Here is a 16,316-nt window from a genome sequence, read left to right on the forward strand (position 1 = left end):
AAAACAAAATTACTTCGGACGCTTCGCGCCGTACTTCGAACGACCCTGCTTACGGTCTTTAACGCCGGAGGTATCCAGCGAACCGCGCACGGTGTGGTAACGCACACCCGGAAGGTCCTTTACACGACCGCCACGGATCAGCACGACGCTGTGTTCCTGCAGGTTGTGACCTTCACCACCGATGTACGAGGAAACCTCGAAACCGTTGGTCAGGCGAACACGGCACACCTTACGCAGTGCGGAGTTCGGCTTCTTCGGGGTGGTGGTGTATACGCGGGTGCATACGCCGCGACGCTGAGGGCAGTTCTGCAGGGCAGGAACGCCGCTCTTGTCTACCAGGCGCTTGCGCGGTTTGCGCACCAGCTGGTTGATAGTTGCCATCTATAGCTCCACTGATTGTCTTACGACACTTAAAAACGAAAATGGGCAGAGCATGCGCCCTGCCAATTTTCGGGGTACAAGATACTAAAGACCTTACGGAATCCAGTCAAGACAAAGCCCCGGTTGTCAAGACAACCGGGGCTTCGTTTGAGGCTTAGTTACCGCTCAGGTTGAGCGCTTCGGCCAGTGCTGCTTCGGCCTCGCTCGCGCTCACGCGCTGCGGCTTGCCGAGCTCGCGCTGACGCTTGCGCTCGCTGTGGTAAGCCAGACCGGTACCCGCCGGGATCAGACGACCCACGACCACGTTCTCCTTCAGGCCGCGCAGGAAGTCGCGCTTGCCGGTGACCGCCGCCTCGGTGAGGACGCGGGTGGTCTCCTGGAAGGATGCCGCCGAGATGAACGACTCGGTGGACAGCGAGGCCTTGGTGATACCCAGCAGAACGCGCTCGTACTTGGCCGGGAACTTGTCCTGGGTACCCAGCACTTCGTTCTCTTCCAGCACGTGAACCAGTTCGACCTGGTCGCCCTTGATGAAGGACGAATCGCCCGACTCGGCCACTTCGACCTTGCGCAGCATCTGGCGCAGGATGGTCTCGATGTGCTTGTCGTTGATCTTCACGCCCTGCAGACGGTAAACGTCCTGGATCTCGTTGACGATGTACTTGGCCAGCGAGCTCACGCCCAGCAGACGCAGGATGTCGTGCGGGTTGCTCGGGCCGTCGGAGATCACTTCACCACGGCTTACCTGTTCACCTTCGAACACGTTCAGGTGACGCCACTTCGGAATCAGCTCCTCGTACGGATCGCTACCGTCGGTGGGAGTGATGACCAGGCGGCGCTTGCCCTTGGTTTCCTTGCCGAAGGAGATGGTGCCGCTGATTTCCGCCAGGATCGAAGGCTCTTTCGGACGACGAGCTTCGAACAGGTCGGCAACGCGCGGCAGACCACCGGTGATGTCGCGGGTCTTCGAGGTTTCCTGCGGGATACGCGCGATAACGTCACCGATACGCACTTTCGCGCCATCGTTGAGGTTGACCAGGGCGTTCGCCGGCAGGAAGTACTGGGCCGGTACGTCGGTACCCGGCAGCAGCAGATCCTTGCCTGCGGCGTCGATCAGCTTCACGGCCGGACGGATGTCCTTGCCGGCAGCCGGACGATCCTTCGGATCCATCACCTCGATGTTGGTCAGACCGGTCAGTTCGTCGGTCTGGCGCTTGATGGTGATGCCCTCTTCCATGCCCACGAAGGCCACGGTGCCGTCCATCTCGGTGACGATCGGGTGGGTGTGCGGGTCCCACTTGGCGACGATGGCGCCCGGGTCGACCTTGTCACCTTCCTTCACGGAAATCACCGCACCGTACGGCAGCTTGTAGCGCTCGCGCTCACGACCGAAGTCGTCGGCTACCGCCAGCTCACCGGAACGGGAAACCGCTACCAGGGCGCCGTCGGCACGCTCTACGTGCTTCAGGTTGTGCAGGCGAATGGTGCCACCGTTCTTGACCTGTACGTTGTCCACGGCAGAAGTACGGCTGGCCGCACCACCGATGTGGAAGGTACGCATGGTCAGCTGGGTACCCGGCTCACCGATCGACTGGGCAGCGATTACGCCGACAGCCTCACCGATGTTCACGCGGTGACCACGAGCCAGATCGCGGCCGTAGCACATGGCGCAGATGCCGTGACGGGTTTCGCAGGTGATCGGCGAACGCACCACGACTTCATCGACGCTCATCTGCTCGAGGAAATCGACCCACTTCTCGTCGATCAGGGTGCCGGCTTCGACGATCACGTCGTCGCTGCCCGGCTTGAACACGTCGCGAGCGATCACGCGGCCGAGTACACGCTCACCCAGCGGCTCTACCACGTCGCCGCCTTCGATGTGCGGGGACATGACCAGGCCATGCTCGGTGCCGCAGTCGATCTCGGTCACTACCAGGTCCTGGGCCACGTCGACGAGACGACGGGTCAGGTAACCGGAGTTCGCGGTCTTCAGTGCGGTATCCGCCAGACCCTTACGAGCACCGTGAGTGGAGATGAAGTACTGGAGTACGTTCAGGCCTTCACGGAAGTTCGCGGTGATCGGGGTCTCGATGATGGAGCCGTCCGGCTTCGCCATCAGGCCACGCATACCGGCCAGCTGACGGATCTGGGCCGCGGAACCCCGCGCACCGGAGTCCGCCATCATGTACATGGAGTTGAAGGACTCCTGGTCGACCTGCTTGCCCTCGCGATCGGTCACCTTCTCTTTCGAGAGGTTGGCCATCATCGCCTTGGACACTTCGTCGTTGGCCTTGGACCAGAGGTCGATCACCTTGTTGTACTTCTCGCCCTGGGTTACCAGGCCGGAGGCGTACTGGCTCTCGATCTCCTTCACTTCCTCGGTGGCGGCATCGATGATGCGGGCCTTTTCATCCGGGATGACGAAGTCGTTCACGCCGATCGACACACCGGAGATGGTCGAGTAGGCGAAGCCGGTGTACATCAGTTGGTCAGCGAAGATGACGGTGTCCTTCAGACCCACCACGCGGTAGCAGTGGTTGATCAGCTTGGAGATCGCCTTCTTCTTCATCGACTGGTTGACCACGTCGAACGGCAGGCCTGCCGGGACAACCTGGAACAGCAGCGCACGGCCGACGGTGGTGTCGACGATGCGGGTGTTGGCGGTCAGCTGACCGTCTTCGCCCTTGACCTTCTCGTTGATGCGCACTTTCACACGGGCGTGCAGGGACACCTGGCCGCTGCGGTAGGCGCGGTCAACTTCCTGCAGGTCGGCAAAGGCCATGCCCTCGCCCTTCGCGTTGATCGCTTCACGGGTCATGTAGTACAGACCCATTACCACGTCCTGCGACGGAACGATGATCGGCTCGCCGTTGGCGGGCGACAGGATGTTGTTGGTGGACATCATCAGCGCGCGTGCTTCCAGCTGAGCCTCGAGGGTCAGCGGAACGTGCACGGCCATCTGGTCACCGTCGAAGTCGGCGTTGTACGCGGCGCAGACCAGCGGGTGCAGCTGGATGGCTTTACCTTCGATCAGTACCGGCTCGAACGCCTGGATGCCCAGACGGTGCAGGGTCGGCGCACGGTTCAGCAGTACGGGGTGTTCGCGGATGACTTCGGCGAGAACGTCCCACACTTCCGGCAGCTCGCGCTCGACCATCTTCTTGGCGGCCTTGATGGTGGTGGCCATGCCACGACCTTCCAGCTTGCCGAAGATGAACGGCTTGAACAGCTCCAGGGCCATTTTCTTCGGCAGACCGCACTGGTGCAGACGCAGGGTCGGACCGACGGTGATCACCGAACGGCCGGAGTAGTCCACGCGCTTGCCGAGCAGGTTCTGACGGAAGCGACCCTGCTTGCCCTTGATCATGTCGGCCAGGGACTTCAGCGGGCGCTTGTTCGAGCCGGTGATGGCACGGCCGCGACGGCCGTTGTCCAGCAGGGCGTCGACGGCTTCCTGCAGCATGCGCTTTTCGTTGCGCACGATGATGTCCGGAGCGGCCAGGTCGAGCAGGCGCTTCAGACGGTTGTTACGGTTGATCACGCGGCGATACAGATCGTTCAGATCCGAGGTCGCGAAGCGGCCGCCATCCAGCGGAACCAGCGGACGCAGGTCCGGCGGCAGCACCGGCAGGACGGTCAGCACCATCCACTCGGGATGGTTGCCGGAGCCCTGGAAGGCTTCCATCAGCTTCAGGCGCTTGGACAGCTTCTTGATCTTGGTTTCCGAGTTGGTCTGCGGAATCTCTTCACGCAGGCGGCCGATCTCGTGCTCCAGATCGATAGCATTGAGCAGTTCGCGAACGGCTTCCGCGCCCATGCGGGCGTCGAAGTCGTCACCGAACTCTTCGAGGGCTTCGAAGTACTGCTCGTCGTTCAGCAGCTGGCCCTTCTCGAGGGTGGTCATGCCCGGATCGATCACCACGTAGCTCTCGAAATAGAGCACGCGCTCGATGTCACGCAGGGTCATGTCCAGCAGCAGGCCGATACGGGACGGCAGGGACTTCAGGAACCAGATGTGGGCGACCGGCGAGGCCAGTTCGATGTGGCCCATGCGCTCGCGGCGCACCTTGGCCAGCGCGACTTCCACGCCGCACTTCTCGCAGATCACACCGCGGTGCTTCAGGCGCTTGTACTTACCGCACAGGCACTCGTAGTCCTTCACCGGGCCGAAGATCTTGGCGCAGAACAGGCCATCGCGCTCCGGCTTGAAGGTGCGGTAGTTGATGGTCTCCGGCTTCTTGACTTCGCCGAAGGACCAGGAACGAATCATCTCGGGCGAGGCCAGGCCAATACGGATGGCATCGAACTCTTCGATCTGACCCTGGTTTTTCAACAGATTAAGCAAGTCTTTCAAGGCCTTTCCTCCTCACGGACCCGGTGCGACCGGCCTTGACCAGCCGCACCGTCTGACGTCACGTGTTATTCGGTTTCCAGTTCGATATCGATGCCGAGCGAGCGGATCTCTTTGATCAGCACGTTGAAGGACTCGGGCATGCCGGCCTCCATGCGGTGATCTCCGTCCACGATGTTCTTGTACATCTTGGTACGGCCGTTCACGTCGTCCGACTTCACGGTCAGCATTTCCTGCAGGGTGTAGGCGGCACCGTAGGCTTCCAGCGCCCAGACCTCCATCTCCCCGAAACGCTGGCCACCGAACTGCGCCTTACCACCCAGCGGCTGCTGGGTAACCAGGCTGTAAGAGCCGGTGGAACGTGCGTGCATCTTGTCATCGACCAGGTGGTTCAGCTTGAGCATGTACATGTAACCAACGGTGGTCGTACGCTCGAACTGGTTGCCGGTGCGGCCGTCATACAGACGCATCTGACCGCTTTCCGGCAGATCGGCCAGCTTCAGCATGGCCTTGATCTCGCGCTCCTTGGCACCGTCGAACACCGGGGTAGCCATGGGCACGCCGCCCTTGAGGTTGTTGGCCAGAGCGAGGATCTCGTTATCGTTCAGCTCGTCCAGGTTCTCCTGGCGGCCGCCGATCTCGTTGTAGATCTCGTTCAGGAACACACGCAGCTCGGCGATCTTGCGCTGCTCTTCGAGCATGCGGTTGATCTTCTCGCCCAGGCCCTTGGCCGCGAGGCCCAGGTGGGTTTCGAGGATCTGACCGACGTTCATGCGCGACGGTACGCCCAGCGGGTTCAGAACGATGTCGACCGGAGTGCCATGCACGTCGTGCGGCATGTCTTCGACCGGCATGATCACCGAGACCACACCCTTGTTACCGTGGCGGCCCGCCATCTTGTCGCCCGGCTGGATGCGGCGCTTGATGGCAAGGTAGACCTTGACGATCTTCAGTACGCCCGGAGCCAGGTCATCGCCCTGCTGCAGCTTGCGCTTCTTGTCTTCGAACTTGTCGTCCAGCAGCTGACGGCGATCGCTGATGTAGGCCTGGGCCTTCTCCAGCTGCTCGTTCAGAGCATCTTCCGCCATGCGCAGCTTGAACCACTGGCCGCGCTCGAGGCCGTCCAGGTACTCGTCGGTGATCTCTGCGCCTTTCTTCAGGGCAGGACCGCCGTCGGCCTTGGCACCGACCAGGGCGGAACGCAGACGCTCGAAGGTGGCGCCTTCGACGATGCGGAACTCTTCGTTCAGGTCCTTGCGGATCTCGTCCAGCTGCATCTTCTCGATGGACAGGGCACGGCTGTCGCGCTCCACGCCATCGCGGGTGAAGACCTGCACGTCGATAACGGTACCCTTGGTGCCGGTCGGCACGCGCAGGGAGGTGTCCTTCACGTCGGACGCCTTCTCACCGAAGATCGCACGCAGCAGCTTCTCTTCCGGAGTCAGCTGGGTCTCGCCTTTCGGGGTGACCTTGCCGACTAGGATGTCGCCAGCCTGTACTTCGGCGCCGACGTAGACGATGCCAGCTTCGTCCAGCTTGTTCAGCGCAGCCTCGCCCACGTTGGGGATGTCCGCGGTGATTTCTTCTGGGCCGAGCTTGGTGTCACGGGCAACGCAGGTCAGTTCCTGGATGTGGATCGTGGTGAAACGATCTTCCTGGACCACGCGCTCGGACAGGCAGATGGAGTCTTCGAAGTTGAAGCCGTTCCAGGGCATGAACGCTACGCGCATGTTCTGACCCAGAGCCAGTTCACCCATGTCGGTGGACGGACCGTCGGCCAGGATGTCGCTGCGCGAAACCTTGTCACCCTTCTGCACCAGCGGACGCTGGTTGATGCAGGTGTTCTGGTTGGAACGGGTGTACTTGGTCAGGTTGTAGATGTCGACGCCGGCTTCGCCAGTTTCGACTTCGTCGTCGTTCACACGCACCACGATACGGCTGGCATCGACCGAGTCGATCACGCCGCCGCGGCGGGCCACCACGCAGACACCGGAGTCACGGGCGACGTTGCGCTCCATGCCGGTACCTACCAGCGGCTTGTCGGCGCGCAGGGTCGGTACAGCCTGACGCTGCATGTTCGAACCCATGAGTGCACGGTTGGCGTCGTCGTGCTCGAGGAACGGAATCAGCGAGGCAGCGACGGAAACGACCTGCTTCGGCGATACGTCCATGAGGGTGACGTCTTCCGGCGCCTTCACGGTGAATTCGTTCAGGTGACGTACGGCTACCAGTTCGTCGATCAGCTGACCCTTTTCGTTCAGGGTCGCCGAGGCCTGGGCGATCACATGATCGGCCTCTTCGATGGCGGACAGGAAGACGATGTCGTCGCTGACCAGACCTTCCTTCACCACGCGGTACGGGCTTTCCAGGAAGCCGTACTTGTTGGTGCGGGCGTAGGTCGCCAGGGAGTTGATCAGACCGATGTTCGGACCTTCAGGGGTTTCGATCGGGCACACGCGGCCGTAGTGGGTCGGGTGTACGTCACGAACCTCGAAGCCCGCGCGCTCACGGGTCAGACCACCCGGGCCGAGTGCGGAGACGCGGCGCTTGTGGGTGATCTCGGAGAGCGGGTTGTTCTGGTCCATGAACTGCGACAGCTGGCTGGAACCGAAGAACTCCTTGATCGCGGCAGCCACCGGCTTGGCGTTGATCAGGTCCTGCGGCATCAGGCCTTCGCTTTCGGCCATCGACAGACGTTCCTTGACCGCGCGCTCTACACGCACCAGGCCAACGCGGAACTGGTTCTCGGCCATCTCGCCGACGCAACGGACGCGACGGTTACCCAGGTGGTCGATGTCGTCGACGATGCCTTTACCGTTACGGATGGCAACCAGGGTCTTGAGGACCTCGACGATGTCTTCCTTGCTCAGGACGCCAGCGCCTTCGATCTCGGTACGACCGATACGACGGTTGAACTTCATGCGGCCGACGGCGGAGAGGTCGTAACGCTCGGCGCTGAAGAACAGGTTGCCGAACAGGGTCTCGGCGGCTTCCTTGGTCGGCGGTTCGCCGGGACGCATCATGCGATAGATCTCGACCAGCGCTTCCAGTTGGTTGCTGGTGGAGTCGATCTTCAGCGTGTCGGAGATGAACGGACCGCAGTCGATGTCGTTGGTGTACAGGGTTTCCAGGCGCGCAACCTGGGCCTTGGCGATCTTGGCCAGGGCATCGACGGTCAGCTCGGTGTTGCACTCGGCGATGATCTCGCCGGTAGCCGGATGCACGACGGCCTTGGCCACGGTACGGCCAATCAGGTAGTCGAACGGCACTTCCAGCTGGGTGATGCCAGCCTTCTCGAGCTGGTTGATGTGACGCGCGGTAATACGGCGACCCGCTTCAACGATGACCTTGCCGGCAGCGTCCTTGATGTCGAAGCTGGCGATCTCGCCACGCAGACGCGACGGCACCAGTTCCAGGTTCAGGGTCTCGCCCTTGATCTGGTAGACGTTGGTGTCATAGAACGCGTTGAGGATTTCCTCGGTGCTGTAGTTCAGCGCGCGCAGCAGGACGGACGCCGGCAGCTTGCGGCGACGGTCGATACGAACGAACACGCAGTCCTTCGGATCGAACTCGAAGTCGAGCCAGGAGCCGCGGTAAGGAATGATGCGAGCGGAGTACAGCAGCTTGCCGGAGCTGTGGGTCTTGCCACGGTCGTGGTCGAAGAACACACCCGGGGAGCGGTGCAGCTGGGAAACGATGACGCGCTCGGTACCGTTGATGATGAAGGTACCGTTCTCGGTCATCAGGGGGATTTCCCCCATGTAGACTTCTTGTTCCTTGATGTCCTTGATCGCTTTGTTCGACGATTCCTTGTCGAAAATGATCAGGCGTACTTTCACACGCAGCGGGACCGCAAAGGTCACACCGCGCAGCACGCATTCCTTGACATCGAAGGCCGGCTCACCCAGACGGTAGCCGACGTATTCCAGGGCAGCATTGCCGGAATAGCTGATAATCGGGAAGACGGACTTGAAGGCCGCATGCAGGCCGATGTCTCGGACCTGGTCCTTGCTTGCACCCGCCTGCAGGAATTCGCGATAGGAATCCAGCTGGATGGCCAGCAAATACGGCACATCCATGACGTCCGGCAACTTGCTAAAGTCCTTGCGGATACGTTTTTTCTCAGTGTATGAGTAAGCCATCAGCGTTCCCCAGCTTGGTCACCTGCTTGTTTGGCCTCTCCCGCACAGGGGAGCAGCCCAAAAATCGTGCAAACCCTAGGTTTGCGCCGCCACGCATGGCGGGATTTTCACGTTATGGGAGGCACCTACGGCACCCCACCCATAACGGAAAAAGGCCGGTGGCAATTGCCACCAGCCATCAGCCTGTCGCTTAACGCTCGGGCTGTCGACGCAAGGTACGAACTTACTTGAGCTCGACCTTGGCGCCTGCTTCTTCCAGGGCTTTCTTGGCAGCTTCGGCTTCTTCTTTCGAAGCGCCTTCCTTGACCACGCCCGGGGCGCCGTCAACGACAGCCTTGGCTTCTTTCAGGCCCAGGCCGGTCAGTTCACGAACGACCTTGATCACGTTCACTTTCTTGTCGCCAGCTTCGGCCAGGACGATGGTGAACTCGGTCTGCTCTTCAGCAGCGGCAGCAGCCGGGCCGGCAGCAGCAACGGTAGCGGCAGCAGCGGTAACGCCGAACTTCTCTTCCATCGCCTTGATCAGTTCAACGATCTGCATGACGGACATTTCGGATACGGCGGAGATGATGTCTTCGTTGGTCAGAGCCATGACTCTAATTCCTGTATTGGGTGACGGCCTAAGGCCATCGAATTAAACAAAAAAGGTTGAAAGCAGATGCCGAGCCTTAGGCTGCGGTAGCTTCTTTCTGATCGCGAATTGCCGCCAGAGTACGAGCCAGCTTGCTGGTAGCGCCTTGGATCACGCTCATCAGCTGTGCAACAGCTTCGTTGTAGGTCGGCAGGGTCGCCAGCACGTCGATCTGATTGGCTGCGAGGAACTGACCCTCGAACGCGGCCGCCTTGATCTCGAACTTGTCCTGACCCTTGGCAAACTCCTTGAAGATACGAGCGGCAGCGCCCGGATGTTCGTTGGAGAAAGCAATCAGGGTCGGGCCCTTGAACGTGTCGTTGAGCACTTCAAACTGAGTGCCTTCAACGGCGCGCTTGAGCAGGGTGTTACGTACGACTTTCACGTACACACCAGCTGCGCGGGCCTCTTTACGGAGTCCGGTCATAGCGCCGACAGTCACGCCGCGTGCATCAACCACGACAGCGGACAGACCGGCTTTGGCAGCCTCGTTGACTTCAGCGACGATGGCCTTCTTGTCTTCGAGTTTAATTGCCACGGGTTTACTCCTGGATGTTACCGATTCGTCCAGCCGGAGCCGGACGGCGTTTTGGTGTCTGATTCGGTAAACGAATCGGGAGCACCATCTGCGTAGGCTTGAGGTTTAAGGCTTGCGCCGCCTACGGTCTTGGATAGCCCCCGCCAGGCAGGGACCCCAATACCTGCGAGCAGCGGGCGAACCCACTGCTCGACTTAGTTCATCAGCCTTCCAGCGAAGCCTGATCGATCTGCAGACCCGGGCCCATGGTGGTGCTCAGGGTAACGCGCTGAACGTACACGCCCTTCGAGGAGGACGGCTTCAGACGCTTCAGATCGCTCAGCAGCGCTTCCACGTTCTGCTTCAGCTTGACCGGCTCGAAGTCGATCTTGCCAACGGAGGCGTGGATGATGCCGTTCTTGTCGGTACGGAAACGTACCTGACCGGCTTTGGCGTTCTTGACGGCGGTAGCGACGTCCGGGGTCACGGTGCCGACTTTCGGGTTCGGCATCAGGCCGCGCGGGCCCAGTACCTGACCCAGCTGGCCAACAACACGCATGGCGTCCGGGGAAGCGATGACGACGTCGTAGTTCAGGTCGCCGGCTTTCATTTCGGCAGCCAGCTCGTCCATGCCGACCTTGTCTGCACCAGCAGCCAGGGCAGCCTCAACACCAGGACCCTGGGTGAAGACGGCAACGCGTACGGATTTGCCGGTACCGTTCGGCAGAACGGTGGCGCCACGTACGACCTGGTCGGATTTACGCGGATCAACGCCCAGATTGATGGCGATGTCCACGGACTCCTTGAACTTGATGGTCGACAGCTCGGCCAGCAGCTTGGCGGCATCTTCGAAGCCGTATTGCTTGCCCGCTTCAACCTTCTCGGCGATAGCCTTTTGACGCTTGGTCAGCTTAGCCATTACACACCCTCCACGTTCAGGCCCATGCTGCGCGCGGAGCCAGCGATGGTGCGTACGGCAGCGTCCAGGTCAGCAGCGGTCAGGTCAGCCTGCTTGGCCTTGGCGATCTCTTCCAGCTGAGCACGGGTAACAGTGCCGACTTTCTGAGAGTTCGGGCGAGCGGAACCGCTGGTGATGCCAGCTGCTTTTTTCAGCAGGACGGCAGCGGGGGTGCTCTTGGTTTCGAAGGTGAAGCTGCGGTCGCTGTAAACAGTGATGATCACAGGAGTCGGCAGACCCGGCTCTTGGCCCTGGGTCTTGGCGTTGAACGCCTTGCAGAATTCCATGATGTTCACGCCGTGCTGACCCAGAGCCGGGCCGACGGGCGGCGACGGGTTGGCCTGGCCGGCCTTAACTTGCAGCTTGATGTAAGCCGTGATTTTCTTAGCCATTTGCTACTCCAAATGCGGGTCAAGCGCCCTGTCGGGCTCCCCGGTTGCTTTCGCGTTTTATCCCAATGACGACAAAACCCCGCAGCCTAGGGCTGCGGGGTGTGGGATTCATTGTGCCAGTTAAACTTTCTCTACCTGGCTGAACTCCAGCTCTACCGGGGTAGAGCGACCGAAAATGAGCACAGCGACCTGGATGCGGCTCTTTTCGTAGTTAACTTCTTCGACGACGCCATTGAAGTCAGCGAATGGACCATCGATCACGCGAACGGTCTCGCCCGGCTCGAACAGGGTCTTCGGCTTCGGCTTGTCACCGCTATCGGCAACGCGACGGAGGATGGCATCGGCTTCCTTGTCGGTGATCGGCGCCGGCTTGTCGGCAGTACCACCAATGAAGCCCATGACGCGAGGGGTGTCCTTGACCAGGTGCCAGGTACCCTCGTTCATTTCCATCTGCACCAGGACATAGCCCGGGAAGAACTTGCGCTCACTCTTGCGCTTCTGGCCGTTCCGCATCTCCACCACTTCTTCGGTGGGGACGAGAATCTCACCAAACCCGTCTTCCATGCCGGCCAGTTTGACCCGCTCGATCAGCGAGCGCATGACATGCTTCTCGTAACCCGAGTAGGCATGCACAACGTACCAACGCTTAGCCACGGAACACCCTTAACCTACGATCATGGAAACCAGCCAACCCAGCAGGGAGTCGAGCCCCCAAAGCAGCAGCGCCATTACCAGCACTACGGCCACTACGATCAGCGTGGTCTGAGTTGTCTCTTGACGAGACGGCCATACAACCTTGCGAATCTCGGCGCGAGCTTCTTTAGCCAGAGTAAAGAATGCACGCCCCTTGACAGTCTGCAGCGCGATGAAGCCGGCAGCAGCCGCCATCACGAGGATACCGAGAACGCGATAGAAGATCGGTTGCGCCGAGTAATACTGGTTGGCAACCACAGCCACCACCACCAGCACTGCAACCACAAGCCACTTCAAGAGATCGAGACGCGACTCTTTGGCTTCTACCTTCGCATTCATCTGCTAGGAATCCCGTTTAAAGAAGTGCCAGATCTTGAGAAATCTGGCAGGCCAGGAGGGAATCGAACCCCCAACCTGCGGTTTTGGAGACCGCCGCTCTGCCAATTGAGCTACTGGCCTAGAACAAAGTCAGGCCGACCATTATGCCGGCCTGAGAGGGAAAGATCAATCGATTATTCGATGATCTTGGCAACCACGCCGGCGCCAACGGTACGGCCGCCTTCGCGGATCGCGAAGCGCAGGCCATCTTCCATGGCGATCGGAGCGATCAGGGTGACAACCATTTTCACGTTGTCGCCCGGCATTACCATCTCAACGCCTTCCGGCAGTTCGCAGTTGCCGGTCACGTCGGTGGTACGGAAGTAGAACTGCGGACGGTAGCCTTTGAAGAACGGGGTGTGACGACCACCTTCTTCCTTGGACAGCACGTACACTTCGCACTCGAACTTGGTGTGCGGCTTGATGGTGCCCGGCTTGGCCAGAACCTGGCCACGCTCTACGTCTTCACGCTTGGTGCCACGCAGCAGGACGCCGACGTTCTCACCAGCACGACCTTCGTCGAGCAGCTTGCGGAACATTTCAACGCCGGTGCAGGTAGTCTTGGTGGTCGCCTTGATGCCGACGATTTCCACTTCTTCCTGGATCTTGACGATGCCACGCTCAACACGGCCGGTTACCACGGTGCCGCGACCGGAGATCGAGAATACGTCTTCGATCGGCATCAGGAACGGCTTGTCGATGGCGCGCTCAGGCTCAGGGATGTACGAGTCCAGGGTTTCTACCAGCTTGCGCACGGCGGAAACGCCCATCTCGTTGTCGTCCTGGCCGTTCAGGGCCATCAGAGCGGAACCGATCACGATCGGAGTGTCGTCGCCCGGGAAGTCGTAGGTGTTCAGCAGATCGCGAACTTCCATTTCGACCAGTTCCAGCAGCTCGGCGTCGTCAACCATGTCGGCCTTGTTCAGGAACACGACGATGTAAGGAACGCCTACCTGGCGGGACAGCAGGATGTGCTCGCGGGTCTGCGGCATGGGGCCGTCAGCAGCCGAGCAAACCAGGATTGCGCCGTCCATCTGGGCAGCACCGGTGATCATGTTCTTCACGTAGTCGGCGTGGCCCGGGCAGTCTACGTGAGCGTAGTGGCGTACCGGCGAGTCATATTCAACGTGAGAGGTGTTGATGGTGATACCACGAGCCTTCTCTTCCGGCGCGTTGTCGATCTGATCGAAAGCGCGAGCGGAGCCGCCCCAGGTCTCGGAGCAGACCTTGGTCAGTGCAGCGGTCAGAGTGGTTTTGCCGTGGTCAACGTGACCGATGGTGCCGACGTTTACGTGCGGCTTGTTACGCTCAAACTTTTCTTTAGCCATCTTGACCGCCTCCCGTGAGGATTTGAGAAAGTCACGTCACCATTAAAACAAAGGCAGATATTTTCATATCTGCCTTTGCGAGATGGAGCTCATGAGCGGATTTGAACCGCTGACCTCACCCTTACCAAGGGTGTGCTCTACCAGCTGAGCTACATGAGCAAGACATAAGCAACAAACTTGGAGCGGGTAGCGGGAATCGAACCCGCATCATCAGCTTGGAAGGCTGAGGTTCTACCACTGAACTATACCCGCGGAGCTCGCAGCTCACGCTTGAAACTGGTGGAGGGGGAAGGATTCGAACCTTCGAAGTCTGAGACGTCAGATTTACAGTCTGATCCCTTTGGCCGCTCGGGAACCCCTCCGAGTGAGGCGGCATTCTACAGCCTGCCACCGCGTTGTCAACTGTTTTTCTTTAAAAAACTTGAGCTTAGCTCTTCGACAACGGCTTCCAGAGTTTTCCTTTTCAGGTCACCCCTGTGAAGCGGGCGCCATTCTATTCAAACTACTGAGGGGTTGCAACGCTTTTGCACGGCATTGTTTGCTTTTGCAGTTCGGGGAAATCAGCAGCCAGTTGGCGCACCAGCGAATCATCCACCAGCCGCCCGCTTTCCGCAGAGATCTGCGCCCAATAATCGTGCTGCGAACGGGCCAGCTCGCGCACAAGGGCGTCATAGCCCGCCGTCTTCAAGCGCTCGACGATACTGTCGGCGGAATCCTTGCGCTGGAATATCCCGAGGGAGATCCCATCGGTGAGATCCCCCTCGGTAATGATATAGCTGTCGATCTTGCGCGCCTGCAGCTCACGCAGCTGCCAGAGCGAGGCCTGGCGCGAAGCGAGCGGCGGCAGATAGACCCAGTAATCGACGCCGGCGGCCGCATCCACCGTCTGAATCGAAGCCTGCACATCCAGGCTCAGCAGGCGCTGCACCAACTGCCGAGCACGATCCTCCGCAGGGAAGCTACCCAGGTAGACGCAGGCAGATGCGCTGGGGGCCGCTGGCTTTTCCTCCGCCTGGCGGCGCTGGGGCGCCTCGGCAGATTCACTGAGCAGACGTATGTTCTTCTGCTCGCTCTTGAACAGACTGAGCGGCGCGATCTCCTTGGGGCGGAGTGGCGCCTGCTGCTGATGCCAGACGTAATAGAAGACATTGAGGGCGAGCAGGAACAGGAAAAACCAACGCATCGGTCAGACTCACTCGATCGGACAGGCAAGCGCCAGGCCGAGAAATACCAGGTCCGGAAGTACGACGGCACGAGCAGACTCATCCTTGACTAGCTCCGCATCGCCGCCGGTCAAGTAGACCGCGCAGTCGTCTCCCAGCAGATCATTGGCGAGCGCAATCTGCTCCCGAACGAATCCACGCAGCATCAGCACGCAACCCCGCTCCACCGCTTCGGAAGTCTCCTGGCCTGGCAGTAGATTCTGCAGCGCCTCATGAGCTGCTTCGTCGCCATAGCGGATACGACGAGTATGCGTACGCAACTGACTACGCATTAGCGGCATGCCGGGTGCAATGTAGCCGCCCAGGTGCTTGCCGGACGCATCTACCAGATCGGAAGTGACCGCTGTACCGAGGTCGAGCACCAGGCAACCGCGCCCCGCCAGGCAATGTCCGGCTACCAGCGCAAGCCAGCGATCCATGCCGAGCCGCTGATACTCGCGATAGCCGTTCATCACGCCGCCAAGCTCGGCTGCAGGAGCAGCCAGCTGCACCTTGATAGGGAAAGCTGCCTCCAGGCCGGCACGAAGTGCATCGGTCTCCTGCTCGCTACGCACGCTGACCATCCGGCAGAAGCGGATGTCCACGACATCATTCGCCTGCAACTGCGCGAGCAGCGTCTGATCGGAGTCAGCCACCCCGCCGGCGACGGTCACCAGGTCATGTTTTCTGACCACCCGCCACTTGATCAGGCTGTTTCCGCAATCCAATTCAAGAATCATCCGACAACCTCAGACTCAGCTCGCCTCCGCTGTAGCTCTGCTCCTTGCCATCTACCAGGAGACGCAGCGCGCCTCTCTCATCGATACCAAGGGCGCGCCCAACGATATTATTCGCAGCAGTGGACAACGTAACCTGCTTCCCCTGCCACAGATGAAGGGATTCCCACTCCTCACGGCTGGCGGAGAAACCGCGTTCGCGATGACGGGAGAGCTTCTGCAAGAGTTGCGATTCCAGAGCCTGCAGCAACTCGTTGCGATCAACCAGCCTGCCCAGCGCTTCTCGTAGCGAGGTCCAGGGCTGATCGATAGCTTGCGCCTTGCGCATGTTCACATTGATGCCAATTCCGATGGCGACACTACAGATGTCGGCGGGATCACCCGTGAGCTCCAGCAAGATACCGGCGATCTTCTTCCCGGCCACCAGGACGTCATTGGGCCACTTGAGCCCCACATCTTTCACACCCAGCGCCTGGATAGCCTTCGCCACCGCAAGACCAACCACCAGACTCAACCCTTCCAACTCCTGCGCACCACCGCGCACGGTGATACCCAGGGTGTAATAAAGGTTGGCGCCGAACGGACTTTCCCATTGCCGCCCCCGCC

At 60.3% G+C, this 16,316-nt stretch carries 13 protein-coding genes and 4 tRNA genes; all 17 read right to left on the reverse strand.

Annotated features, from left to right (window positions below; translation table 11 throughout):
* Nucleotides 1-9: 9 nt before the first annotated feature.
* A complete protein-coding gene (rpsL, locus tag ACCC94_RS06320; RefSeq protein ID WP_015475317.1) occupies nt 10-381 on the reverse strand; it encodes a 30S ribosomal protein S12 in 372 nt (123 codons plus the stop codon).
* Nucleotides 382-535: 154 nt separating this feature from the next.
* Complete coding sequence (gene rpoC / locus ACCC94_RS06325) at nt 536-4,735, reverse strand: DNA-directed RNA polymerase subunit beta' (protein WP_413348497.1); 4,200 nt, start codon at nt 4,733-4,735, stop codon at nt 536-538.
* A 65-nt stretch (nt 4,736-4,800) separates the two neighbouring features.
* Nucleotides 4,801-8,874: a DNA-directed RNA polymerase subunit beta gene (rpoB, locus tag ACCC94_RS06330; RefSeq protein WP_413348498.1), complete on the reverse strand. Its 4,074-nt coding sequence runs from the start codon at nt 8,872-8,874 to the stop codon at nt 4,801-4,803.
* 223 nt (nt 8,875-9,097) lie between these two features.
* Nucleotides 9,098-9,466 carry a 50S ribosomal protein L7/L12 gene (gene rplL / locus ACCC94_RS06335; protein ID WP_017516430.1) on the reverse strand — a complete coding sequence of 123 codons (369 nt, stop codon included), beginning with the start codon at nt 9,464-9,466 and terminating at the stop codon, nt 9,098-9,100.
* A gap of 76 nt (nt 9,467-9,542) precedes the next feature.
* Nucleotides 9,543-10,043 carry a 50S ribosomal protein L10 gene (rplJ, locus tag ACCC94_RS06340; protein WP_017516429.1) on the reverse strand — a complete coding sequence of 167 codons (501 nt, stop codon included), beginning with the start codon at nt 10,041-10,043 and terminating at the stop codon, nt 9,543-9,545.
* Nucleotides 10,044-10,245: 202 nt separating this feature from the next.
* Nucleotides 10,246-10,941 carry a 50S ribosomal protein L1 gene (gene rplA / locus ACCC94_RS06345; protein WP_017516428.1) on the reverse strand — a complete coding sequence of 232 codons (696 nt, stop codon included), beginning with the start codon at nt 10,939-10,941 and terminating at the stop codon, nt 10,246-10,248.
* On the reverse strand, nt 10,941-11,372 hold the full coding sequence (gene rplK / locus ACCC94_RS06350; RefSeq protein ID WP_024767122.1) for a 50S ribosomal protein L11: 432 nt from the start codon (nt 11,370-11,372) through the stop codon (nt 10,941-10,943). Before rplK ends, rplA begins: the two co-directional genes overlap by 1 nt.
* A gap of 120 nt (nt 11,373-11,492) precedes the next feature.
* Entirely contained in the window at nt 11,493-12,026 is a 534-nt protein-coding gene (gene nusG / locus ACCC94_RS06355; RefSeq protein WP_015475310.1) for a transcription termination/antitermination protein NusG, read from the reverse strand.
* Between the two features lie 9 nt (nt 12,027-12,035).
* Nucleotides 12,036-12,404 carry a preprotein translocase subunit SecE gene (secE, locus tag ACCC94_RS06360; protein ID WP_017516425.1) on the reverse strand — a complete coding sequence of 123 codons (369 nt, stop codon included), beginning with the start codon at nt 12,402-12,404 and terminating at the stop codon, nt 12,036-12,038.
* A gap of 44 nt (nt 12,405-12,448) precedes the next feature.
* Nucleotides 12,449-12,524: transfer RNA gene (locus ACCC94_RS06365), tRNA-Trp, on the reverse strand.
* 53 nt (nt 12,525-12,577) lie between these two features.
* Entirely contained in the window at nt 12,578-13,771 is a 1,194-nt protein-coding gene (tuf, locus tag ACCC94_RS06370; protein WP_054910987.1) for an elongation factor Tu, read from the reverse strand.
* A gap of 83 nt (nt 13,772-13,854) precedes the next feature.
* A tRNA-Thr gene (locus tag ACCC94_RS06375) sits at nt 13,855-13,930 on the reverse strand.
* 19 nt (nt 13,931-13,949) lie between these two features.
* Nucleotides 13,950-14,023: transfer RNA gene (locus tag ACCC94_RS06380), tRNA-Gly, on the reverse strand.
* A gap of 25 nt (nt 14,024-14,048) precedes the next feature.
* Nucleotides 14,049-14,133, reverse strand: a tRNA-Tyr gene (locus ACCC94_RS06385).
* Between the two features lie 140 nt (nt 14,134-14,273).
* Nucleotides 14,274-14,954 carry an SPOR domain-containing protein gene (locus tag ACCC94_RS06390; RefSeq protein WP_413348499.1) on the reverse strand — a complete coding sequence of 227 codons (681 nt, stop codon included), beginning with the start codon at nt 14,952-14,954 and terminating at the stop codon, nt 14,274-14,276.
* 9 nt (nt 14,955-14,963) lie between these two features.
* Nucleotides 14,964-15,713: a pantothenate kinase gene (locus ACCC94_RS06395; protein ID WP_413348500.1), complete on the reverse strand. Its 750-nt coding sequence runs from the start codon at nt 15,711-15,713 to the stop codon at nt 14,964-14,966.
* Nucleotides 15,703-16,316, reverse strand: a 614-nt coding sequence (locus tag ACCC94_RS06400) for a biotin--[acetyl-CoA-carboxylase] ligase (RefSeq protein ID WP_413348501.1), incomplete at its 5' end; no start/stop codon positions are given. The genes ACCC94_RS06400 and ACCC94_RS06395, both read right to left, overlap by 11 nt.

The sequence above is a fragment of the Pseudomonas sp. Pseusp97 genome (assembly GCF_047304025.1).
In the GTDB taxonomy this organism is placed as follows: Bacteria; Pseudomonadota; Gammaproteobacteria; order Pseudomonadales; family Pseudomonadaceae; genus Pseudomonas.